General features: G+C 28.2%; 22 protein-coding genes. 18 read left to right on the top strand and 4 right to left on the bottom strand.

Features of this window, described 5'->3' with window-relative positions:
* Window positions 1-129 precede the first annotated feature (129 nt).
* The 3 genes from HMPREF0202_RS00575 to HMPREF0202_RS00585 are packed head-to-tail and all read left to right on the top strand — an operon-like array spanning window position 130 to window position 3682.
* Window positions 130-1083: a glycosyltransferase family 2 protein gene (locus tag HMPREF0202_RS00575; protein ID WP_023051527.1), complete on the top strand. Its 954-nt coding sequence runs from the start codon at window positions 130-132 to the stop codon at window positions 1081-1083.
* Window positions 1084-1094: 11 nt separating this feature from the next.
* Window positions 1095-2180 carry a polysaccharide pyruvyl transferase family protein gene (locus HMPREF0202_RS00580; protein ID WP_023051528.1) on the top strand — a complete coding sequence of 362 codons (1086 nt, stop codon included), beginning with the start codon at window positions 1095-1097 and terminating at the stop codon, window positions 2178-2180.
* A gap of 8 nt (window positions 2181-2188) precedes the next feature.
* Window positions 2189-3682 (top strand): lipopolysaccharide biosynthesis protein, encoded by a 1494-nt coding sequence (locus tag HMPREF0202_RS00585; RefSeq protein WP_023051529.1) that lies wholly within the window; start codon window positions 2189-2191, stop codon window positions 3680-3682.
* Window positions 3683-3695: 13 nt separating this feature from the next.
* Here HMPREF0202_RS00585 and HMPREF0202_RS00590 read toward each other — a convergent pair whose 3' ends face one another.
* A complete protein-coding gene (locus HMPREF0202_RS00590) occupies window positions 3696-4244 on the bottom strand; it encodes a DUF308 domain-containing protein (protein ID WP_023051530.1) in 549 nt (182 codons plus the stop codon).
* A gap of 135 nt (window positions 4245-4379) precedes the next feature.
* Between HMPREF0202_RS00590 and HMPREF0202_RS00595 the strand changes: the two genes are divergently transcribed.
* Complete coding sequence (locus HMPREF0202_RS00595) at window positions 4380-5570, top strand: pyridoxal phosphate-dependent aminotransferase (protein WP_023051531.1); 1191 nt, start codon at window positions 4380-4382, stop codon at window positions 5568-5570.
* Between the two features lie 23 nt (window positions 5571-5593).
* On the opposite strand, the gene ruvC is transcribed toward HMPREF0202_RS00595, so the two are convergent.
* Window positions 5594-6169 carry a crossover junction endodeoxyribonuclease RuvC gene (gene ruvC / locus HMPREF0202_RS00600; protein ID WP_040405952.1) on the bottom strand — a complete coding sequence of 192 codons (576 nt, stop codon included), beginning with the start codon at window positions 6167-6169 and terminating at the stop codon, window positions 5594-5596.
* A gap of 119 nt (window positions 6170-6288) precedes the next feature.
* On the opposite strand from ruvC, the gene rfaE2 reads away from it, so the two are divergent.
* The 11 genes from rfaE2 (at window position 6289) to HMPREF0202_RS00655 (ending at window position 20759) form a co-directional block, all read left to right on the top strand.
* Window positions 6289-6750 (top strand): D-glycero-beta-D-manno-heptose 1-phosphate adenylyltransferase, encoded by a 462-nt coding sequence (gene rfaE2 / locus HMPREF0202_RS00605; RefSeq protein ID WP_023051533.1) that lies wholly within the window; start codon window positions 6289-6291, stop codon window positions 6748-6750.
* Between the two features lie 7 nt (window positions 6751-6757).
* Complete coding sequence (gene tsaE, locus HMPREF0202_RS00610) at window positions 6758-7234, top strand: tRNA (adenosine(37)-N6)-threonylcarbamoyltransferase complex ATPase subunit type 1 TsaE (protein WP_023051534.1); 477 nt, start codon at window positions 6758-6760, stop codon at window positions 7232-7234.
* Window positions 7215-7886, top strand: a complete 672-nt coding sequence (tsaB, locus tag HMPREF0202_RS00615) for a tRNA (adenosine(37)-N6)-threonylcarbamoyltransferase complex dimerization subunit type 1 TsaB (RefSeq protein WP_023051535.1) — start codon at window positions 7215-7217, stop codon at window positions 7884-7886. The genes tsaE and tsaB overlap by 20 nt, the downstream gene beginning before the upstream one ends.
* Before the next feature lie 16 nt (window positions 7887-7902).
* Entirely contained in the window at window positions 7903-10491 is a 2589-nt protein-coding gene (locus tag HMPREF0202_RS00620) for an FAD-dependent oxidoreductase (protein ID WP_023051536.1), read from the top strand.
* Window positions 10492-10578: 87 nt separating this feature from the next.
* On the top strand, window positions 10579-10893 hold the full coding sequence (trxA, locus tag HMPREF0202_RS00625; RefSeq protein WP_023051537.1) for a thioredoxin: 315 nt from the start codon (window positions 10579-10581) through the stop codon (window positions 10891-10893).
* Between the two features lie 88 nt (window positions 10894-10981).
* A complete protein-coding gene (locus HMPREF0202_RS00630) occupies window positions 10982-14605 on the top strand; it encodes an LPS-assembly protein LptD (RefSeq protein ID WP_040405953.1) in 3624 nt (1207 codons plus the stop codon).
* Between the two features lie 28 nt (window positions 14606-14633).
* Complete coding sequence (gene thrS, locus HMPREF0202_RS00635; RefSeq protein WP_023051539.1) at window positions 14634-16547, top strand: threonine--tRNA ligase; 1914 nt, start codon at window positions 14634-14636, stop codon at window positions 16545-16547.
* 256 nt (window positions 16548-16803) lie between these two features.
* The gene (locus HMPREF0202_RS00640) at window positions 16804-17508 is read left to right on the top strand and encodes a hypothetical protein (RefSeq protein WP_023051541.1); all 705 of its coding nucleotides are present in this window, start codon (window positions 16804-16806) and stop codon (window positions 17506-17508) included.
* 16 nt (window positions 17509-17524) lie between these two features.
* Window positions 17525-18238 carry a queuosine precursor transporter gene (locus HMPREF0202_RS00645; protein WP_370523838.1) on the top strand — a complete coding sequence of 238 codons (714 nt, stop codon included), beginning with the start codon at window positions 17525-17527 and terminating at the stop codon, window positions 18236-18238.
* A 103-nt stretch (window positions 18239-18341) separates the two neighbouring features.
* Window positions 18342-19496 carry a glycerate kinase family protein gene (locus HMPREF0202_RS00650; RefSeq protein WP_023051543.1) on the top strand — a complete coding sequence of 385 codons (1155 nt, stop codon included), beginning with the start codon at window positions 18342-18344 and terminating at the stop codon, window positions 19494-19496.
* 15 nt (window positions 19497-19511) lie between these two features.
* A complete protein-coding gene (locus HMPREF0202_RS00655) occupies window positions 19512-20759 on the top strand; it encodes a GntP family permease (RefSeq protein ID WP_023051544.1) in 1248 nt (415 codons plus the stop codon).
* Window positions 20760-20792: 33 nt separating this feature from the next.
* On the opposite strand, the gene HMPREF0202_RS00660 is transcribed toward HMPREF0202_RS00655, so the two are convergent.
* On the bottom strand, window positions 20793-21479 hold the full coding sequence (locus HMPREF0202_RS00660) for a pseudouridine synthase (RefSeq protein ID WP_023051545.1): 687 nt from the start codon (window positions 21477-21479) through the stop codon (window positions 20793-20795).
* A gap of 139 nt (window positions 21480-21618) precedes the next feature.
* Here HMPREF0202_RS00660 and pepT point away from each other — a divergent pair, with 139 nt between their 5' ends.
* Together pepT and HMPREF0202_RS00670 are read left to right on the top strand one after the other, a co-directional pair.
* Complete coding sequence (gene pepT, locus HMPREF0202_RS00665) at window positions 21619-22842, top strand: peptidase T (protein WP_023051546.1); 1224 nt, start codon at window positions 21619-21621, stop codon at window positions 22840-22842.
* Window positions 22843-22863: 21 nt separating this feature from the next.
* Window positions 22864-23133, top strand: a complete 270-nt coding sequence (locus HMPREF0202_RS00670; protein ID WP_023051547.1) for an acylphosphatase — start codon at window positions 22864-22866, stop codon at window positions 23131-23133.
* Between the two features lie 30 nt (window positions 23134-23163).
* Here HMPREF0202_RS00670 and HMPREF0202_RS00675 read toward each other — a convergent pair whose 3' ends face one another.
* Window positions 23164-23766, bottom strand: a complete 603-nt coding sequence (locus HMPREF0202_RS00675) for a hypothetical protein (protein WP_023051548.1) — start codon at window positions 23764-23766, stop codon at window positions 23164-23166.
* Window positions 23767-23857: 91 nt separating this feature from the next.
* Between HMPREF0202_RS00675 and HMPREF0202_RS00680 the strand changes: the two genes are divergently transcribed.
* Window positions 23858-24682: a methyltransferase domain-containing protein gene (locus tag HMPREF0202_RS00680; RefSeq protein ID WP_023051549.1), complete on the top strand. Its 825-nt coding sequence runs from the start codon at window positions 23858-23860 to the stop codon at window positions 24680-24682.
* The last annotated feature ends 223 nt before the right edge of the window (window positions 24683-24905 follow it).

Genomic DNA, 24905 nt, shown 5'->3' on the forward strand with positions numbered 1-24905 from the left:
TAAAATAGTTTCCTAGGAAACTATTTTAATTTTACTATTTTTGGAAAAAAAATACAAGATAAATTTATTTGAATTATTATATTTATCATTATATAATTTAAAACAAAATTAAGAATAATAGGAGGAAAAGTGTTAAGTGTTATAATTCCAGCTTATAATGTTGAAAAATATATTGAACGATGTGTAAACTCTGTTTTAAATCAATATTTAAAAAATATTGAAATTATAGTTATAGATGACGGATCAAAAGATAAAACATCAGATATTTGTTTAAAGATATCTGAAAATAATAAAAATATAATATATAAAAAAGTGCAAAATGGCGGGTGTAGTGCTGCTAGAAATTTAGGAGTTTCAATGGCTAAAGGAAAATATATAGCTTTTTTGGATTCTGATGATTGGGTAGATTCAGATATGTATATAAATATGATAGAAGAAGCTGAAAAAAATCAAGCAGATATTGTAATATGTGGATTTAAGAAATTAGATGAAAATAAAAATCTTCTTTCAACAGTTAAAATTCCTAAAAGAAATAATAAAAATGAGTATATAGATTGTACTACAGAGTGGTTTGCATCACCATGTAATAAAATTTATAAAAGAGATTTATTAGAAAAAAATAATATTAGATTTTTATTAAATATCTATACTGGTGAGGATATGTTTTTTAATTTTATAAGTTTTTTTTATAGTAAAAATATTATTTCTTTAGATGAACCATATTATAATTATTTTATGAACCAAAATTCAGTTTCAAATAATTATAAAAATAGAACAGATATTTATATTGTCATAAGAGAATTAATATCTTTTTATAAAAGAAATGGGGTATATAAAGAAAATATAAATAAAATTAGGGAATGCTTTAAATATCATGGTATAATGTATCCCTTTGATGTACTTCAAAAATTGAGTGAAAATAAAGTTGAAAATTGGAAAAGGTTTTATATAAAGATAAAAGAAGAAATAAATAGATTAAAAGAAATAGAAACTATAGATATAAAAATATATTACTATTATAGAATTTTTAGATTAAAAATGATGTGGCTTAAGCGATTTAAAAAAATGCTAATAGAAAAATAGGGTGAGGGACAGTGAAAAAAATATTAATAAAGGCGTATGCACAACTAAATTTAGGAGATGATCTTTTTATAAAAATGCTTTGTGAAAGATATAAAGATACAGAGTTTTATCTTTTTGCTACTCCTGAATATGAAAATTTAAAAGGGATTGAAACAAATAATTTAAAGATTTTATATAATAATACTTTTGCAAAAAAGATATTATTTCGTTTAGGAAGAAAATTTGGAGTATATAATATATTAGAGGATTTAAAAGCAAAAGAGTTAGATGGTGTTGTTAATATAGGAGGATCAATTTTTATAGAAAATGATTTTTCAAAAGAGGACTTTAAAATAAGAGAAAGAAACTTGGAATTTGGAAAAAACTATTTTATTTTAGGAGCAAATTTTGGTCCTTATAAAAGTGAAGCATTTAAAAGTATGTATCATGATTTTTTCAAAAAATGTAAGGATGTATGTTTTAGAGAAAGGTATTCATATGAGCTTTTTAAAGATTTAGAAAATGTAAGATTTGGAAAAGATATAGTCTTTAGTCTAAAGCAAGAGACTGTAGCAAAAGAAGATTATGTTTTATTTTCTATAATTTTACCATCAGCAAGGCCAGGTTTTTCTGGAATAGAGTCAGAGTATTTTAATAGATTGAAAACATTAACTTTAGATATTATAAAAAGTGGAAAAAAAGTTAAATTTATGTCCTTTTGTCAAGGTGAAAAAGACGAAGAAGCTATAAAAAAATTACTAAATATGATACCAAATGAGCAACATAAATATATTTCTAAATATTTTTATAGAGGAGATATGAATGAAGCATTGGAAATATTAAATAAAGCTGATAGTATTGTAGCTACAAGATTTCATGCAATGATATTAGGATTTGTTCTTAAAAAAACTGTATTTCCAATAGCGTATAGCAAAAAAATGACAAATGTTTTAGAAGATTTAGAGTTTAAGCAAAATTATGCTTCTTTAGAAAATTTACAAGGTTTAAATTTTGAAAAATTTAAAGAGAATGAGGCACTATCTCCAAACACACTTATAAGAGCAGCTCAGGATGGGGAGAGGCATTTTTTAAAATTAGATGATTTTTTAAGCGAATAGAGGTTGATATGGCTAGAAATGAACTAAAAATAGGAACGGCTCTTTCAATGATGACAATAATTACAAGTTCGGTTATTCAGATTTTATATACGCCTTTATATATGAAGTATTTAGGGCCAGGAGATTACGGAATAAACTCATTGGTTCAATCAATAATGGGATATATATCTATTTTGAACTTAGGATTAGGGAATACAATGCTAAGATATACAACAAGATACAGAGCTGAAGGAAAAATAGAGGAAGAAAAATCTTTAAACGGAATGTTTTTAGTAATTTTTTCTATTTTAATGACGATAGCTTTTATTATAGGAGTATACATTTATATAAATATTGGGAAATTTTTTGGAGAAAGATTTACTTTGGTAGAACTTGAAAAAACAAAAGCGGTATTTATAATATTAGCCTTAAATGTAATTATATCTTTTCCAATGGGTATTTTTTCTACTAATATAACATCTAGAGAAAAGTTTATATATCAAAGGGGAGTAAAACTTATAACGATTATACTAAATCCTATTGTCGGAGCAATTTTAATGATAAATGGTTTTGGTTTAATAGCAGTAACTGTTTCAACCGTATGTTTTGCAATATTATCTTATTTCTTTGATATGATTTATGCTTTTAAATTAGGAATGAAAATAAAATTTTCTAAATTTAATAATGATATTTTAAAAGAGATATTTGTTTACTCATTTTTTATTTTTTTAAATGTATTAATCGATCAAATTTATTGGGGAACGGATAGAGTTATAATAGGAAAGTATGTTGGAGTTCAAGGAATTGCAATATACTCTGTTGGAGCAATATTTAATACTCTTTATATGGGATTTGCATCAGCTGTTTCAGGTGTTTTATTTCCAAGAATAAATAGGTTAATAGTAGAAGAAAAGCACCAAGAAGTAGATGACATGTTCTTAAAAATTGGAAGATTACAATATATTCTTTTAGGATTAATTTCTTCAGGTTTTATATTATTTGGAAAAGATTTTATAACTTTGTGGGTTGGAAAAGAATATATTGAAGCATATAACATAGCGTTATGGATAATGATACCATTAACAGTTCCCTTAATTCAAAGTACGGGTGTAAGTATAATGCAGGCTAAAAATATGCATCAATTTAGATCAATAGTTTATTTTATAATAGCTATTTTAAATTTACTTCTTAGTATTATTTTTGTAAAAAAAGTTGGAGCAATAGGATGTGCAATAGCTACGGGAATTTCTTTTATTTTAGGACAAATAATAGTTATGAATATATATTATAAAGTTTCAGTAGGATTAGATATAGTTAAATTTTGGAAAAATATTATAAAAATGTCAATACCAATGGGAATAGTAATGATATTTGGATATATTTTAAATTATTATTTAATAGAAATTAATTATTTAAATTTCTTGATAAAGATAGGACTTTATACAATATCTTACGGAATATTACTTTGGTTTATGGGATTAAATAACTATGAAAAATCCCAAGTTTATATATGGAAAAAGTAAAAAAGTGATGTAATTAAACATCACTTTTTTTATTGGTAATATATTCCTCTGTTAAAAAATGGATTCCTAAAAATAAGATATACCATCCAAAAACAATATAAACAGCTTTATCAGTTAGCAAAGGTAATACAATGATTAAAGAACCAAATAAAAAATGTAAAAGACCTTTTACAATAACTAAGATTTTTACTTTAGCTTTTGTATTCTCCCAAGATGTAAGTTTATTGTCTCTACCTAAAATTAAGATTAAACCCTTTAGGCAAAGAAGTCCACCAATATAACTTGTAAAAAACAATTGACTAGTAAAAGTGTTTAAAAGAATGATAGCTACAGATATAAGCTCGATTATTCCCTCACCTAGAACAAGCCCCCAATGAAAGTATGGATTTTTTCGATTTGTCATTGAATAGAAAACATGATATATACCATTTAAAAATAAAACAGTACTTAAAATATACTCTATATTTTGATTGAAAAATCCCATATTGCTAATTCCAAGAGCTCCTATTAAAATGTAAAAAATTCCTAATGTTAAGAAAAATGATTTAAATTTTATTGCCATTATAAATTCTCTCCTTATAAAGAATAGTTATTGATTGAATTATATCAGAGTTTAGAAAACACTTCAATTAAAAAAAACTTCACATAAATGCGATAGATTGATATAATATTAAAAAAGTTTTTTTAGGAGGGACAGATGTTTTCAAAAAATATACAAAATTTAAAAACATCTCCAGTGAGAGAGTTAATACCATATTCAAAAAAGGCTAAGGATGCTGGTGTAGATATAATACATTTAAATATAGGTCAACCAGATTTAGAAACTCCAAAGGAGTTCTTTGAAGCAATAGAGAATTTTGGAGAGAGAACAATAGCTTATTCGGACTCATCAGGGAGAAAAGAGTTAATAGACTCAATAAAAAAATACTATAATAATTTAGGAATAAATTATGAAAATGATGAGATATTAATAACCGCAGGTGGAAGTGAAGCATTATTATTTACACTAATGACACTTTTTAATGCAGGTGAAGAAGTTTTAATTCCTGAACCATATTATGCAAATTATAACAGTTTTTTTGCTATGTTAGGAATTAAGGTTGTGGGAATTCCTACAAAATTTGAGGAAAACTTCAAACTTCCAGAAAAAAGTGTAATTGAAAATTTAATTACAGAAAAAACAAAAGCTATAATGTTTTCAAATCCGGGAAATCCTACAGGATCAGTTTACTCGAAAGACGAGCTTTTAATGTTAAATGAAATATCAAAAGATAGAAATTTATTTTTAATAAGTGATGAAGTTTACAGAGAATTTATTTATGATGGAAAGGATACAGTTAGTTGTGGAACTTTCGTAGATAATTTAGATAGAATAATACTTATAGATTCTATTTCAAAAAGATTTTCAACATGTGGTGCAAGAGTTGGAACAATATTAAATAAAAATAAAGAGTTTATGTCTTATATTTTAAAGTTATGTCAATCAAGACTATCAATATCAACTCTTGATATGGTTGGAGCAGAAGCATTATATAGATGTATGGGTAAAGATTACTACGAAGCTGTTAATAAAAAATATATGGAAAGAAGAGATTTCTTATATGAAGGATTAAATAAAATAGATGGAGTAGTATTAAATAAGCCAGAAGGAGCGTTTTATTGTATCGTTGAACTTCCTGTAAAAGATGCAACAGATTTTTCTAAGTGGTTATTAGGAGAGTTTTCATATGACAATTCAACAGTTATGTTAGCACCAGCAAAAGGTTTCTATCAAAATGAAGAGTTAGGATTAAATAAAATTAGAATATCTTATGCTTTAGAATTAGATAGATTGGAAAAAGCGATAAAAATAATAGATTTAGGATTAAAAAAATATAATAATAAATAAAAAAACGCTAGGATTCTAGCGTTTTATTTTTTTAATAGAAGTTCTCTAAACTCTTTAGCAGTCATTCGATTACTTTTAATCTCTTTTTCTATTTTTATAGGAGCGGCTACTTTAGGAGTATATAAAGAGTTTGTAAGAGAGTTAATATGTGTAATAGCTACAGCAATAGCATCAGCAGCATCATCAGGTTTAGGAATCTCTTCTAGCTTTAAGATTTTTTGAACCATAAGTTGTACTTGTTTTTTATCTGCTTTACCATAACCAGTAATACCCATTTTAACTTGAAGTGGTGTATAACTCTCTATTTGCAAATTATTTTTTTTTCCAGCTAGGATTATAACACCTCTAGCTTGTCCAACGCTAATAACTGTTTTATTATTTTTAAAAAAGAAAAGTTCCTCAACAGCCATGAATTGTGGAGCATAAAAATCTATAATCTCTTCAAGTTCATTAAAAATTTGTAAAAGTCTATCTTCCATAGGAAGATTTTTATCTGTGAAAACACATCCGTATTTTATTAAATTAATTTTATTTTCTTTATAATCTACAATTGAATATCCAACGATTGCAGTACCTGGGTCAATACCTAAAATTCTCAAAAAAATCACCTCTAAAATAGTTTAGCATGAGATAAGAAAAAAAACTAGGAGATGTATATAAGTTTAAAAATTATGGTATAATAGAAAACATAAAAAGGTAGCATAATAGGAGAGTATATATGATTTTAAAAAGAGCTATGGCAGCGCAAATAATAGAAGAGTTAAAGATGCAAAATAAAAAAGTAGTTTTTACAAATGGGTGTTTTGACATTCTACATGTAGGACATTTAACATATTTAAATGAGGCTAAAAGACAAGGGGATATACTTGTTGTTGGAGTAAATTCAGATGCGTCTGTAAAAAGATTAAAAGGTGAAAGTAGACCAATTAATAGTGAAGTAGATAGAGCTGAAATGCTTTGTGGTTTAAAAGCTGTAGATTATACAGTTATATTTGAAGAAGATACTCCTTGTGAGTTATTAGATGAATTAAAACCTTCAATTCATGTAAAAGGAGGAGATTATACAAAAGATGATCTTCCAGAGACAAAAATTGTAGAGAAAAATGGTGGAGAAGTTAGAATTTTAGGATTTGTAGAGGGGAAGTCTACAACGAACATAGTTAATAAGATACAAGGGTAGGTGAATTATGAAAAAAATATTAACATTTGATGAAATTAATATATTAGCTAAAAAACTAGCAGATTATGTTTCACCAAATACAGTAGTAGCTCTAATAGGTGATTTAGGAACAGGGAAAACAACGTTTACAAAAACTTTTGCAAAAGCTTTTGGGATAATGGACAATTTGAAAAGTCCGACATTTAACTATGTTTTAGAGTACTTGGATGGAAGATTACCTCTTTATCATTTTGATGTATATAGATTAGGAAGTCCAGAAGAGATTTATGAAATTGGTTATGAAGATTACATAAATAATGATGGAGTAGCTCTTATAGAGTGGGCAAATATAATTGAAAGTGAGTTGCCTAAAAAATATATAAAGATAGAGTTTGAATATGCTTTAGATAAAGAAGAGCAAGAGGTCAGAAGCGTTAGCTTAGAGTATATAGGAGATAAAGAAAAAGAGGAGGAGATGTTAAAATATGTTGATTTTAGCAATTGATACATCTACAAATATAGGAACAGTAGCTATTTATGATAATAAAAAAGGCGTTGTTGGAGAAATAACTTTGAATGTAAAGCAAAACCACTCAGCAATAACAATGACAACAATAGATACATTATTTAATTTAACTGGGATAGATAAAAAAGAGATTGATAAAATTGCTGTAAGTACAGGGCCAGGTTCATTTACTGGAATAAGAATTGGAGTAGGGTTAGCTAAAGGCTTAGCATACGCTTTAAAAAAGCCAATTGCTGGAATAAATGAACTAGATTTACTTGCGAATACATATAATGGTGATAAAAAAGTTATAGCAATGTTAGATGCAAGAAAGGAAAGAGTATTCTCTGGAGTATATAAGAAAAAGAATGATGCCTTTATGTTAGATGGAGAATATATGGCTGAAGAACTAGAGAATATATTAAATATTGTGGATGAAGAAACTGTATTTGTTGGAGATGGAGCATCTACATACGAAGATATAATAAGAGAAAAACTAGGAGATAAATGTATATTTATTAAAAAATCTTTAAATATATCTAGAGCTTCTTTATTAGCTGAATTAGCTGAAAATAAAGAGGATAATTTATTTACTCTTGAGCCATACTATGTAACAAAATCTCAAGCTGAAAGAGAAAAAGAAGGTAAATAAATATCGAGGTGGGCTTATGAACTCTTTTAAATTGAAAGATGGAATCTATTGGATTGGAGCATTAAATCCAGATCTGAAAGTGTTTGATGTGATTATGGAGACTCAATTTGGGACGACGTATAACTCTTATTTAGTTAAGGGTGATAAAAAAATAGCAGTTTTCGAAACTGTAAAAGAAAATAAATTCCAAGAGTTTTTAGAAAGATTAAAAACATGTTTAGATGACATCAGTAAAATTGATTATATTGTATTAAACCATACAGAACCAGACCATTCAGGATCTGTTGGAAAATTATTAGATTTAGCACCAAATGCTAAAGTTGTTGGATCAAAAAATACAATTGAGTTTTTAAGAGGTATACTAAATAAAGATTTTCCTCATATAATTGTAGGACAAGATGACACCATATCTTTAGGAAATAAAACGTTAAAATTTATATCAGCACCATTTTTACATTGGCCAGATTCAATGTATACTTATATAGAAGAGGATAAATATCTAGTGACATGTGATTCATTTGGTTCTCATTTTAGTTTTGATGGTATATTATTATCAAAAGTTCCAGTTGAAAGACATAAAGATTATATGGTTGCTTTAAGATACTATTATATGTGTATATTTTCACCTTTTAGAAAATATATGTTAGAAGGAATTGAAAAAATTAAAGATTTAAAGATTGATGCAATACTTCCAGGGCATGGTCCTGTTTTAGATATTGATATCGATAAGATGATACAAACATATAAAAATTGGTCAACAGTAAAAAATCCAAATGAATTTAAAAGTATTATAATCCCATATGCAACAGCTTATGGATATACAAGAGAGCTAGCTCAAGAAATTGAAAAAGGAATAAAAGATTACAATTCTACTATAGAAGTAAAAAGTTATGATTTAAATATAGATAACTTTGGAAAATTAGAAGGTGAGATTTTAAGAGAATTTCAATGGGCAGATGGGATACTATTTGGAAGCTGTACTATAAACGGAGATACGTTGCCGGTTATTTGGAATCTTTTAACATCGTTAAACCCAATCGTTCATGGTGGAAAATATGTATCAGCTTTTGGAAGTTATGGGTGGAGTGGAGAAGCTGTTCCTAATATAATTTCTAGATTAAAAGAACTTAGAATGCATGTTATAGATGGGATGAAAGTTAATTTTAGAGCATCTAGAAAAGATTTAGATACAGCATTTGAATTTGGAAAAGAGTTTGCAAAGCATATGTGTTTGAAAACACTCCCAGAAAAGGTGGTGGATACAGTTATGGAGAATTTAAATCCAGATAGAAAATTAATGAGATGGACATGCAGTGTTTGTGGAGAATCTTATGTTCAAATTGATCCCCCAGAGGTTTGCCCAGCATGTGGAGTTGGAAGAGAATTCTTTGTACCATCGCCGCTAGATAAAAAAATTGAAAAAAGTGATGCTGAAGAAAAAATAGTTATAATAGGTGGAGGAATTGCAGCTTTATCTACTGCTCAAGTAATTAGAGAAAGAAATGACAAAGCTAAGATAGTTATTTTATCTAAAGAGAAAGAGTATCCATATTATAGAACATTATTGTCTGAAATGATTGGAGAAAATATTTCAAGAGAAAAATTCTTAGTAAAACCAGAAGAGTGGTATAAAGATAAAAAAATTGAAATCTCTTTGAAAAAAATAGTGGAGGATATAGATTCTAAAAATAAAATTATAAAAACAGAAGATGGACAAGAAATATCGTATGATAAACTTGTTATAGCTACAGGAGCAAGAGCAATGGTTCCAAGCATTGGTAACTCTCATTTAGAAGGAATATTTACTGTTAGAAATAAAGAGGATGTAGATGCAATTAAAAATTATTGCATTGGAAAGAAAAAAGCTGTTGTAATAGGTGGAGGAGTTTTAGGATTAGAATCAGCATGTGGACTTCAGAAATTAGGATTAGAAGTTACTGTTGTTGAGATGATGCAAAGAATGCTTCCAAGACAACTTGATGAAGAAGGGTCAAAAATATTTGAAACATGTATTAATAAAAGTGATATAAAACTTTATAAAAACTCTAAAGCAGAAAAATTTGATGGAACTCAAAAAGTAGAGGGAATTCATTTAGATAGTGGAGAAGTAATCGAAGCAGATATTGTTATAATTAGTTCAGGAATAATTCCTAATAAAGAGTTAGCTGAAAAAGCAGGTATTGCTATTAATAGAGGGATAATTGTTAATGAAAAAATGGAAACATCTGTAAAAGATATTTATGCTTGTGGAGATGTGGCTGAGTATAAGGGAAATGTAATTGGATTATGGCAAATATCTTCAGATCAAGGAAAAGTAGCAGGACTTAATTCTATCGGAATTGAAGAAAAATATGAAGATAAAATACAACCAGTTACTTTTGAAGGAATGGGAACAAAAATATTCTCAGCAGGTGGTGTTTTAGAAACTCAAGATTCGATTTGTGAAAGAGATTATGATGATTTAATTTATAAAAAATTAAACTTTAAAAATAATGAATTATCATCTGGAATATTAATTGGAGATATAGAAAAAGGTATAGTTATAATTAAAGGATTAAAAGATAAAGAAAAAAAAGGAAATCTATTAAAAAAGTTCTATAAATAGGTAGTAAATTAAAATTGACAAAAATAGTTGTCTATGTTAAAGTACAAATATATTTAAAGGAATATTTTCCATATTAAGGAGGAAAAAATGGGAAAGGTTTTAAGTTTAAATAATTCAAATTTTAAAGGTGAAGTTATTGAATCAAAAGGATTAGTATTAGTTGATTTCTGGGCTGATTGGTGTGGGCCTTGCAAAATGTTAGCGCCAATTTTAGAAGAGCTTTCAGGAGAAACTGAAGCAAAAATCTGTAAGGTAAATGTAGATGAAAGTGGAGACTTAGCAGGAGATTACGGAATTAGAAGTATTCCAACAATGATTATATTCAAAGATGGAGTTAAAGTTGATCAAATAGTTGGGTTAAGACAAAAATCAGAGCTTTTAGAAAAATTGAATTCTTATTAAAATAATAAATAAAAAGGTTGCTACTGGCAACCTTTTTTGTTTTATGGTATAATTGAAATTAACATAAAATGGGAAAATGGGAGGGCCAATGAAAAGTAAAATCTATTTAATTTTAGCTTTAATGGTTGTTGCTATAACCAGTTTAAAAGCACAAACAGAAAAGATTGATGATTTACAAAATGAAGTTGAGATAGACTTGAATTCAGATACGATGACTTCGACAGACGGAGTAAATGTAAGATATGGATCTTTAAAGTTAAAAGCTTTTGAAGTTAAAGTTGACAGAGAGAAAAATAGAGCTTATATTCCAGGAGAGTTCTATCTAGAAGCAGATGAGCCTACAGGAAAATTGAGAATGGACTCACTAAATGGAGAGTTTGATACAGAGGGGAAAACTGGAAGTTTTGGTAAAAGTTTTGGATATCTTGAAGTTGGTCAGGTAACTGGTGCAGAAAAGCCAAATGATAGAATCTATTTTGGTGGAAATAAAACAGAGTACTTAAATGGGAAAACTTATTTAAGAGATGCATGGTTTACAACAGATCCTAAAATTCTTGAGAATAGAAACCCAGAAGAAGTTGGTTACCATTTACAATCTGATACAATAGTAATTGAACCAGATAAACAAGTAACCTTTAGAAATACAAATCTTTTCATAGGAGATACAGATGTAATCCCATTTTCATTACCTTGGTATAGATTTAATATAAGACAAGGTTCAGAAGTTCCTTTATTCCCAAGTTGGGGAAATGATGATGACTACGGATGGTTTATAACATCAGGGGTTTTATGGGGAGATAAAGATAGTAAATTTAAAGGTGGTATAGCACCAAAATTTGGAGATAGAATAGGACTTTTAATAGGTAGAATGGAAAATTGGTATGATTTTGGAACCTATGGAAAAGGACAATTAAATATTAATGATTGGTTAATAGATAAAAAAGCCGATGGAAATGATGTAGAAAGAAACTTCAATAGATGGGATTTCAATTACAATCATAACTATTCTGGTGAATATGGATTCTTTAATTTAAATTATAAGAACGCAACATATAACATGATTCCAACTTTAGATGATGCGATAGATAAGTATTTTTATGGTCCAGGAAACCAAGGAAGACCAGGCAATACATGGAAATATGTTGATGGTATACCAGATCGTGGTGGAAGTTTAGGATTCTATACTTTAAATACAGAGTTAACAAATTTAGGAGAAGATAAAGATATTAGCATTAAAGCTGATGTAAATCTTGTTTCTGATAAAAAAGTATATGGAGTAATAGTAGCAGATCAATTGGATGATATGGACTATGGATCATCGTCAGACTATGATTTAACAAGCGATGTATCTATAAAGAAAGAAAATGATAGATATTCAGTAGGAGCATATTATAACTATCTTTATGATATGGATCCAGGATCTACAAAACAAGACTTGCAGTCAAGAGCTGAGAATTTTGGATTTAATTTTAATGATAAAGTAAATAAGATTAATATATCTTATGATGATAAAACAGGAAATAAATTCAGAGAGTTAAACTCTTGGGAAAGAGATCCAAATTTTAGTAAATTAGATAATCAAGGCTTTTATGGAATAAAGTTTGATTATACTCCATGGACTGTAGAACAATATAGTATATATGATAGCAAGGATCTAAAGACCTCTTTAGGTGAATATCATCTATATAAAGATGTATTCTATAAAGTTGGGTATGATTATACTGAGTTTGAGCATAAACTAAACTTACAAAATGATCCATTTAGAAAAACTGCTTTATTTGATGGAACTACAAAAACTAATAATTATAGAGATTTACAATATAATAGATATGAAAATATTATTTATAATAAAACATCTGAGAATAGAGCTTACGTAGACTTTATGTATGATTCATTAAAGCTAACAATAGCTGGAGGTAATACAAAAGAAGAGATATGGGATAGAGAAGGGATTTATCACTATGGTGATATAAATAATCCTTGGGATAGAAGTGCATATAGAATATATGTAAATAACTCAAATTTCTATGAAGTAGGTTTATCTGATGAAAAACTATCGCTATCAAGACTTGGAAATCTAGAAGTATATGGAAATGTAAGATTTGATCAGTATGATAAAGGGTATGATAATTTAGCTGACAAAGAGATATCAACAGATGATAGTTCAACTAGATATAGAGCTGGATTTACTCATAATGTAACTATATTTGATAATAGTGAAAACAAAGAGAGAAAAACAGATTTATCTTTATTAAATAGATTAACTTATATGTTCCAAGAGTATTCTTATAACTCAGATTCAAAAATTACTAAAGATGTAAGAATGGCTCAAAAGGATAATATTCAACAGGTTACAGATACTGTTACATTTGATTTAGGAAATACTGAAACTGTATATAAAGTTGATTATAAAGAGATAAAAAGAGCAAGTAATGACAATAAAAAAGGTGAAATATTAAATCAAAATTTAGATTTCTTAATTGATGATAAAAATAGTTTTGGTTTAGAATATGGTTCAGATAAAAGATTTACAGATTATAATAAAAAAGATGAAAATCATAATGATTTGACTTTTGAGAATTATGGTGCTAATTACAGATATGCAAATAACTATTTCTATTATAAAAATCGTAGAATAGATTCTAGTATCTGGGAAATAGAAAATGTAAATAATGCTGAAGAAAAAATTAGAGAAGATGTCTATGGTTATACTTATGATTTTGGAAAAAATAAATTAAATTTAGAGTATATTCAAGGTAAAGATGAAAGAGATGAGTTGGGAGCAAAAGTAATTAATACTAAAAATAAAACTTATTCAGTTTCATATTTAGTAGGTGGAGATGTAGAGCATTTATATAGAGCTAGCTATGAAGATTATAAAAATGCGGGTGAATGGAATCCTACGTTAAGTAGATATAACTCAGATATAGTTTATTTAGCTTATACTTATAAAGATAAGAGATTTACAGATGCAGAATTAGTTTCATATGCATCTTCAGAGTATAATAAAACTCCAGATCAATTATCCCAAGTTGAAATAGACAGAATTAGACAAGTTCTTGAAGATAGAGAAAATTCTAGAGCTAGAACATTTAATTTAAATAGAATAATTGACGATAGAACATATTTTGGAGATTATAAAAGAGGTTTCCATGCTTCTTTAATGATGCAAAGAAATGATAAGAGATATGAAATGACTGGTGATTACTTGAAGTCATTGGAGGAGTTAGAAGGAAGATTGTTCTATTCGTACAATAGAATAGGATTAGGTTATATTTATAATCAAAAATCTAATTATACAAACTATGGAGTATCAGATGAGAAAAAATTAGATTGGAGAGATTCAGAAAGAGAGCATGAGTTTAGTTTAAATGCTAAAGTTGGAAAACCAAGTGAAGGTTGGAGAACAAAAGCATATGTTAAATTCTATGATCAACTTGGAGGACAAGGTGATAATGGAAGAAGTACTTTTGATGGATTTGGTGTTGAGATAGGAAAAGAGTTTGGATACTATGAGTGGGCAGTGGCTTATGAAAGAGATTATTCATATAGAACTAAAGACTATGAATGGAGTATGGCTATCCAATTTAAACTATTAACATTCCCAACAAGTAATATATTCGGATTAGGTGCAACAACTGACCAAAATAAAAAGACAACTCCAGATACATATCTATTTAATGGAATTAAAATAGATGATCTAGAGGATTAATATATTTATAGAAGAAAAGGAGAAAAACATGAAAGTAATATTACCAAGTGGAGATATAAAAGAGTTTGAAAACAGTGTAAATATGTTTGAAGTTGCAAAGTCAATTAGTAACTCTTTAGCTAAAAAAGCTGTTGGAGCAAAAGTAGATGGAAAGGAAGTTGATATGAGCTATGTACTAGATAGAGATGCTCATGTTGAAATAATAACTCCTGAAACTGAAGAGGGAGAAGAGATAATAAAGCATTCAACTGCGCACTTATTAGCACAAGCAGTTATTAGACTTTTCCCAGGAACTAAAGTAGCAATAGGTCCAGCAATAGAGAATGGATTCTATTATGACTTTGATCCTGAAAATCAATTTACAGATGAAGATTTAGAAAGAATCGAAGCTGAAATGAAGAAAATTACAAAAGAAAATATAAAAGTTGAAAGAATTGAGATGACTAGAGATGAAGCTATAGAACATTTTAAAAATCTTGGTGAAACTTATAAAGTTGAAATTATTGAAAGCATTCCAGCTAATGAGATGTTAACATTTTATAAACAGGGAGATTTCATTGATTTATGTAGAGGACCACACGTACCGTCTACATCATACTTAAAAGCTTTTAAATTAAAGTCAGTGGCTGGAGCTTACTGGAGAGGAGATTCTAATAACAAAATGTTACAAAGAATCTATGGATTTGCATTTGCAACTGAGCCTCAATTAAAAGCACATCTAAAGTTTTTAGAAGAAGCTGAGAAAAGAGATCACAGAAAGTTAGGAAGAGAGCTAGAGTTATTCTTTACAAGTGATTTTGGACCAGGATTCCCATTCTTCTTACCAAACGGAATGAAGATGAGAAATGTTTTAACAGATTTATGGAGAAGAGAGCATGAAAAAGCTGGATACGAGATGATTCAAACTCCAATAATGCTAAATAAAGAGTTGTGGGAAACTTCAGGACACTGGATGAATTATAGAGAAAATATGTATACATCAGAAATTGATGAGACAGAATTTGCTATAAAACCAATGAACTGTCCAGGTGGAGTTTTAGTATATAAGCATGGAATGCATTCATATAAAGATTTACCAATAAGAGCAGGAGAGTTAGGAATTGTTCATAGACATGAGTTTTCAGGAGCTCTTCATGGATTAATGAGAGTAAGAAACTTTACTCAAGATGATGCTCACATCTTTATGACTCCTGAGCAAATAGAAGATGAAATTATAGGAGTAGTAAACTTAATAGATAAGTTCTATAGAGGATTATTTGGGTTTGAATATGCAATTGAGTTATCAACAAGACCTGAAAAAGCTATTGGATCTCAAGAGATTTGGGATAAAGCTGAATCTGCATTAGAGGGAGCTTTAAAGAGACTTGGAAGAGATTATAAATTAAATCCAGGAGATGGAGCATTCTACGGACCAAAATTAGACTTTAAAATTAAGGATGCTATAGGAAGAACTTGGCAGTGTGGAACTATTCAACTAGACTTTAACTTACCAGAGAGATTTGATATCTCTTATGTTGGAGAAGATGGAGAAAAGCATAGACCAGTAATGATTCATAGAGTTGTTTATGGATCTTTAGAAAGATTCATGGGAATCTTAATAGAGCATTATGCAGGAGCATTCCCAACTTGGTTAGCACCTTGTCAAGTTAAAGTATTAACTATAAATGATGAAGTTGCTCCTTATGCACAAGAAGTTGTAGATATGTTAAAAGAATCTGGAATAAGAGCAGAGATAGATACAAGAGCAGAATCTATTGGATATAAAATTAGAGAAGCTAATGGAAGATATAAAGTTCCAGTTCAATTAATAATTGGAAAAAATGAAGTAGAAAATAGAGAAGTAAATGTAAGAAGATTTGGTTCTCAAAATCAAGAATCTATGTCATTAGAAAACTTTATAGATATGATAAAAGAGGAAGCAGCACCAAAATTTAACAACTAATATTTTAGAGACTGTATTTTAATTAGTACAGTCTCTTTTTTGATTTTATAGAATTGATTTTATTTTAAAACTATGATAGAATTAAGAGTAAAATAAATATAAATCCATAATTTATATGGTAGATGTTCGGAAACCTCCATCTTAAAAAAACTAGGCTTAAAATATTAAAATACAAGGGAGAGTTGTACCCTTTTTTTAAATTTGAGCAGGAGTTTCCTGCTCTTTTTTTATTTAAAAATAAAATTAGGAGAAGAAAATGGGAATTAGGTATAGTAAAATAGAAAATAAAAATAAAAGAGAGATAGTCTTATTAAAAAGTTTTCCATGTAAATATGGAAAATGTAAGTTTTGTAATTATATAGAGGATAATTCAACGGATGAATTAGAAATAGATAAAGTTAATTTAGAAACTTTACAAGAGGTTACGGGAGAGTTTGGAGCTTTAGAGGTAATAAATTCAGGTTCAGTATTTGAGTTACCTATAAAAACATTAGAAAGAATTAGAGAAGTTGTTCATAATAAAAATATAAAATTGTTATATTTTGAGATTTATTATGGATATAAAAATAGATTAGATGAAATTAGAGAGTTTTTCAAAGGTATAGATATAAGATTTAGAATGGGAATGGAGACATTTGACAATAATTTTAGAATAAACTCATATGGAAAAAACTTTAAAATAGATACACTAGAAATAGAAGAGTTAAGTAAAAAATTATACTCAGTGTGTCTTTTAATTTGTGTAAAAGGTCAAACAAAAGAGATGATAAAAAAAGATATTGAACTTGGCTTGAAGTATTTTAAAAGTATAACTGTAAATATATTTATAAATAATGGAACTGAAGTTGAAAGAGATGAAGAGCTTGTAAAGTGGTTTGTAGAAAATTATAATCAACTACAAGAAGATCCAAGAGTGGAACTATTAATTGATAATAAAGATTTAGGAGTTTTTGAACAATAATTTTAAAAAGGAGATAATTATGAGAAATGAAATTTTATGGATAGTAATGCTTTTTGTTAATTTTTTTAGCATAATTTTTATATATAAAAAATTTGGAAAGTTAGGACTTTTTATTTGGGTTCCAATTAGTAGTATATTAGCAAATATCCAGGTTGTGCTTTTAGTAAACCTTTTTGGATTTGAAACGACTTTAGGAAATATAATGTATGCAGGTGGATTTTTAGTGACAGATATTCTATCTGAAAATTATGGTGAAGAAGAAGCAAAAAGTGCTGTTAAATTGGGGTTTGTAAGTATGATTGTAACTGCAGTAATAATGAAATTAGCAGTATCTTTTGTTCCAAGTACAGTTCAAGCAGGTGCAGAAAATTTTAAAAGTTTAAAAATGATATTTGATTTTATGCCTAGAATACTTTTTGCAGGATTAGTAGCTTATGGTGTTTCACAAAGACATGATGTTTGGGCTTATAAGTTTTGGAAAAATAGGTTTCCAGCAAAGAAACATATATGGATAAGAAATAATTTTAGTACTTTAGTAAGCCAACTAATTGATAATCTTATTTTTACAACAATAGCTTTTGCAGGAGTTTATCCAGTTGAAGTTTTAGTAGAGATATTTTTAGTAACTTATGTTATGAAAGTTATAGTAGCTACAATGGATACACCATTTGTTTATTTAGCTAGTTACCTAAAAGAAAATAAAAGTGTAACAGAAAAGATAATTATCTAGTGTTGAGTATTCTCAACACTTTTTTATTTTAAAATAGTGTTGAAAAAAAAGGATATCTATACTAAAATAAGTAAAATAACTAAAAATATTTATAGGAGGAGTTATGAAAGTAGTAGTAGCTATAGATTCGTTTAAAGGAAGTTTAAGCTCTTATGAACTTGGACAAGCAATAGAAGTTGGAGTAAAAAGAGTATACCCAGAGGCTGAAGTAATAAAGGTACCAATCGCTGATGGAGGAGAGGGAACAGTAGCTTCTTTAGTTGAAGGAACGAAAGGAAAATTTGTAACAGTAACAGTAAATAATCCTCTTATGGAAAAAATTGAAGCTAGATATGGAATAATGGGAGATGGAAAAACTGCGGTAATTGAGATGGCAGAAGCATCAGGACTGCCATTAATACCAGTGGAAAAAAGAAATCCTATGAAGACAACTACTTATGGGACAGGAGAGTTAATAAAAGATGCAATATTAAAGGGATGTCGTGAATTTATAGTTGGAATAGGTGGAAGTGCTACAAATGATGCTGGACTTGGTATGTTACAAGCTTTAGGTTACAAATTTTTAGATGAAAATAAAAAAGAATTAGGATTTGGAGGAGAGATTTTATCTAAAGTAAGATATATAGATTCGACAAAGAGTTTACCTGAATTAAAAGATTGTAGATTTTTAGTGGCATGTGATGTTGATAATCCGTTCTATGGTCCAAAAGGAGCTGCAGAGATTTACTCAAGACAAAAGGGTGCCACTGAAGATATGGTTAAAGAGCTAGATAAAGGATTAAAAGATTTATCAGAAGTAATAAAGAAAGAGTTGGATATAGATGTTTCAAATCTTTCAGGAGCTGGAGCAGCAGGTGGATTAGGAGGAGGTTTAGTAGCTTTCTTAAATGGTAAATTGTCACCAGGAATAGATATGATATTAGAAAAAGTAGGCTTAGAAAAAGAATTAAAAGATGCTGATTTTGTTATAACAGGAGAAGGTAGATTAGATCATCAGACAGCTATGGGAAAAGCACCAGTGGGAGTTGCAAAAATAGCTAAAAAATTTGATATTCCTGTAATAGCTTTAGCAGGAGGATTAACAGATGATGCAGTACAAACTCACGAAAAAGGAATAGATAGTTTCTTCTCAATAATAAATTATCCAATAACTTTAGAGGAAGCTATGAAAAAAGAGACAGCTGAAAAGTTTGTAAAAGGAAATACTGAGGAAATATTTAGATTGATAAAAGTTTGTGAGAAAAAATACTCAAAATAAAATAGGAGGCAAGAAATGACAGCATTTGGAGCAGTATTGGGATTAATAATAGCTATAATATTGATAATGAGAAAAGCTAATCCGGCTTATAGTTTAATTTTAGGTGCTATAATAGGAGGATTAGCTGGAGGAGTATCTCTTCCAGAAACAGTAAACTTAATGGTTAGTGGAGTAAAGGATGTAACACCAGCAATAGTTAGAATTTTAACAGCTGGTATCTTAGCAGGAATACTAATAAAAACAGAAGCAGCTACAAAAATAGCTGAAACAATAATAGATACTTTAGGAGAAAAGAGAGCAATATTTGCATTAGCTTTATCAGCACTTATTTTAACAGCAATAGGAGTATTTATAGATGTAGCAGTAATAACTGTATCACCAATAGCTTTAGCTATTGCAAAAAGATTAAAAATATCTAAAATGGCAATGCTATGTGCAATGATAGGTGGAGGAAAATCAGGGAATATAATATCACCAAATCCAAATACAATAGCAGCTGCGGAAAATTTTGGAGCACCTCTTCCATCTGTAATGTGGGTAAATATAATTCCGGCAATAGTTGGATTATTTGCAACAATTTTAATAGCTAAACTTTTAGTTGAAAAGGGTGAAAAAGTTTTAGAAAGTGAAATTGAACAAGGTAGTGGAGAAAATTTACCAAGTTTTTTTGGAAGTATAATAGGGCCAATTATAACTATAAGTTTACTAGCTTTAAGACCAATAGCAGGAATTAATATAGATCCTTTAATAGCATTACCAGTTGGAGGATTAGTTGGAATTGTAGCAATGGGTAAAACTTCAAAGTTAAAAGAATCTATGGAATATGGGTTACAAAAGATGTCAGGAGTAGCTATTCTTTTAATAGGAACTGGAACAGTTGCTGGAATAATAAAAAACTCAACATTAAAAGATGTTATACTATCTGTTTTAGGAAAAGCAAATATTAGTGAACAATTAATAGCACCAATAGCTGGAGCATTAATGTCTGGAGCCACAGCATCAACAACAGCTGGAGCAACAATAGCATCAGCAACATTTTCAGGAGTAATATTAGCAGCTGGAGTAAGTGCTGTTTGGGGAGCTGCAATGGTAAACTCAGGAGCTACAGTTTTAGATCACCTACCTCATGGATCATTTTTCCATAGTACAGGTGGAGCTAGTAATACAAAATTAGAAGAAAGATTAAAATTAATTCCTTATGAATCGGCAATAGGATTTGTATTAGCTCTTTCTACTTTTGTAACTTATTTAGTAATTGGATAAAAAAAGATGCTGAAAAATTTTTCAGCATCTTTTTTATATAATAATATCTTCTCTTTTAATCTCTTTAACTTCACCAGGAATCATTCCATCAAGAGTTAAATTACCAAACTTTACTCTTTTAAGGTAGATAACTTTATTTTTAACAGCTTTTAACATTTTTTTTACTTGATGATACTTTCCTTCTGTAATAGTCAAATGAATACATTTAGAATTTAAATATTCCACTTTACCTGGAAGTGCAGCATAGTTGGTATCTAGAATGACACCTTGCTCTAAAGCAATAATATCTTCTTGGGAAATTTCTTTATCTAGTTCAACATAGTATGTTTTTTCCATATTTCTATCTGGATGAGCCATAGCATGACTTAAATCACCATCACTTGTAAATAATAAAACCCCTTCAGTATCACGATCAAGTCGTCCTACAGGGAAAACAGAATTTTTATCAATATATTCAGGTAAAAGTTCAGCAACAGTTTTTTTATTTTCATCTTCCATGGCAGTTATATATCCTGCTATTTTATACATAATATAGTATTTTAGCTGCTTTTTTTCTGGAATTATTCCATCAAAAGTAATAATATCTTCTCCCCATTCAACATCAGTAGCATCGTTAACTTCAATATTCCCATTAACAGTAACTCTTCCTTGAGCAATTGCAGTTTTAATTTTTTTTCTACTAGCAACACCACATTGAACTAAATATTTTTCTAATCTCAAATTTAAACCTCACAAAATTTATTTTACATAAGATGTTAACATATTTTTGATAAATTTGCAAAATAGACTATTTTTTTCAAATAAATTATGTTAATTTATATATGGGTTAAATAATTTTAAGTAAATTTTGGGAGGAAAAATGAGTTTTTTAGTAGAGAAGTTTTTACAATATGTTAAAATTGATACGACATCAGATTCAAAAAGTCAATCGTGTCCAAGTAGTGAGATTCAATGGAATTTAGCTAAGATTATAGTTAAAGATTTAGAAGAGATTGGTTTAGTAGATATATCATTAGATGAAAATGGATATATTATGGGGACACTACCATCAAATACACAAAAAGATATTCCAACAATAGGATTTATAGCACATATGGATACAGCACCATCATTTAATGGTAATGATATAAAGCCAAGAATTATAGATAACTATGATGGTAATGATATTATACTAAATAGTGATTTAAATATATCAATGACAGTAAAAGATTTTCCAGAATTAAAAAAATATGTAAATCAAAAATTAATTGTAACAGATGGAACAACGCTTTTAGGAGCAGATGATAAAGCTGGTATAGTTGAAATAATGACAGCATTAAAATATTTAAAAGAGAATCCAACTATTGAGCATGGAGAAATTAAAATAGGAATAACTCCTGATGAAGAGATAGGAAGAGGTGCAAATTTATTTGATGTAGAAAAGTTTGGAGCAAAGTTTGCTTATACAATTGATGGAGGAGAAGTTGGAGAATTAGAGTTTGAAAACTTCAATGCCGCATCAGCAAATATAGTAATCAAAGGAAGAGATATTCATCCAGGAGCTTCAAAAAATAAGATGATAAATGCGATGTTATTAGCAATGGAACTAAATGATATGTTGCCAGCTAATGAAAGACCTGAATATACAGAAGGGTATGAAGGGTTCTTTTTATTAACTAATTTTAAAGGAACAATAGAAACAACAGAGATAGATTATATAATAAGAGATCATTCAAAAGAGAAGTTCTTAGAAAAGAAGGAACTAATTGAAAATGCTGTAAAATATCTTCAAGGAAAATACAAAGATGCAGAGATAATTTTAACATTAAAAGATAGCTATTATAATATGAGAGAGATGATAGAACCAGTTTATCATATCGTAGATTTAGCTAAAAATGCAATGATAGAAGTTGGGGTAAAACCAATAATAAAGCCAATTAGAGGTGGAACTGACGGAGCAAGACTGTCATTTAAAGGGCTACCTTGTCCAAACATATTCACAGGTGGACACAACTTTCATGGTAAATTTGAATTTATTCCAATAGAATCAATGGAACAATCAGTAAAAGTAATATTGAAAATTGTTGAAATTTTATCTAGATAAATATCAGTTTTGGAGGTAAAAATGAAAACATATCATTTTATAATTAAGGGTGAAGTTCAAGGAGTAGGTTATAGAATAACAGCATATTTAAATGCAACAAGACTTGGAATTACTGGCAGTGTAAAAAATTTATCAAATGATAATGTAGAAGTTTTTGCTCAGGGAGATGAAAAAATAATAGATAATTTTAAAAAATATTTAAAGATAGGTTCCTCTATGAGTCGCGTTAGTGAGATAGATGAAGATATATTAGACAAACCAGAATTTAAAGATTTTCAAGTTATATATTAATGGCGGTAGAAACTACCGCCATTTTTTTAGTTATTGTTTATTTAAAAGATTATTTAAAAGCATTGCTAAATCTGCAGCATTACATTCAACAACATGAGCAGTAATTACTTCGTTATCTTCATTTTTTATATTTACAAAAACTCTGTCATTTATTAAAAGAATTTCTGTGACAACGCCTTCAGCAATTTTATATGTGCCTGTAGCTTTAGAAATAGCAAAAATTTCGAAACCTTCTGCTACAATATCTATTGAATCTAATTGTTGTTTCTTTAAAAAATCTTTTGCTAACTCTTCCGATTGCACATAAAAATTTTCTAGAATATCCACATATTTACTTTTTTTTATTAATTTATCAACTAAAACAGCTAAAGAAAATGGATGATAGATTTCTTCTACACTATATGGAGACGGAATTTGTTCCTTGTTCTTAAGAAAAATTTCAATTCCAGTTTCACCATCTTTTATAGTTTCGATAATAGGTGTTTTACTGTCATCTAAGTAATCGATAACATCTATCTCTAAATTTCCAACAGATAATTTTTTAGTTTTTTCTTTTTTCATTAATATTTCGAATTCATCTTCAATTTTTTCATAAAAATTAACGATAAAATCATTAAAAAAATTTTCGTACATAAATTAATCACCACCAATATTTTTTAACATATTATAACATAAAATATATGATATAATATACAGAAGAGAAAAAAATAGTGAGGTAGATAAAATGATAATTTGTCCAGTTTGTAATAAAAAAATGACAAGAATAGAAAGAAAATATATATGTGAGGGAAATCATAACTTTGATATTTCAAAATATGGTCATGTAAATTTATTATTATCTAATCAGAAAAATAGTAAAATTCCTGGTGACAATAAAGAAATGGTTTTAAGTAGAAAAAATTATTTGGAAAAAGGTTATTACAGAGGAATATCTGATGGTGTTAATAAAATTGTTGAAAATTACTTAGATAATAAAAAAGAATTAAATATACTAGATATAGGTTGTGGAGAGGGATATTATACAAATAGATTAAAAGAAAAGTTAGATGCGCTAAACATAAATAGTAATATTGTAGGAATAGATATTTCAAAAGAGGCTGTTATTTCAGCAGCAAAGTCATATAAAAATATGGAATGGATTGTAGCAAGCGCAAGTTCTTTACCAATAGAGGATGAATCATTAGATTTTATAATCTGTATGTTTGCTAAAATAATACCAGAAGAAAATATGAGAACTTTAAAAAAAGGTGGAAAATTAATAGTTGTTTCAACTGGTGAAAATCATCTATTACAATTAAAAGAGGTAGTTTACGAATCTGTAAGAAAAGAGTTCTACTCTCCTGTAGAGGATTTAAAAATATTTAAGCATTTAGAAACTATAAATTTAAAGTATGAAACGGAGATTTTAGAAAAAGAAAGTATAGAAAATCTATTTAATATGACTCCTTATAGATGGAGAAGTCCACAAAAGGGTGTTGAAAAATTATTTGCATTAGATAAATTAAAAACTACAGTTGAAGTAAATATAGATATTTTTGAAAAAAAATAAAAAAATAAAACTTTTTTAAAAAACTTTACGTCAAAAAAATATAATTAGAAAGTTAGAAATAATTTTTTAATTATAAGAAGATTTTATACTTACAAAAGTATTATTTAATCCCCCCCTGTAGACGACCTTCTATCCCCCCCGGAAGGTCGTTTCATTTTTTTGTACTTCTAATAAATATTTAGAAGTATTTTTTTTTATAAATTTATATTGTATAATATATTAG

Origin of the sequence: Cetobacterium somerae ATCC BAA-474 (assembly GCF_000479045.1) — a bacterium.
Classification (GTDB): domain Bacteria; phylum Fusobacteriota; class Fusobacteriia; order Fusobacteriales; family Fusobacteriaceae; genus Cetobacterium_A; species Cetobacterium_A somerae.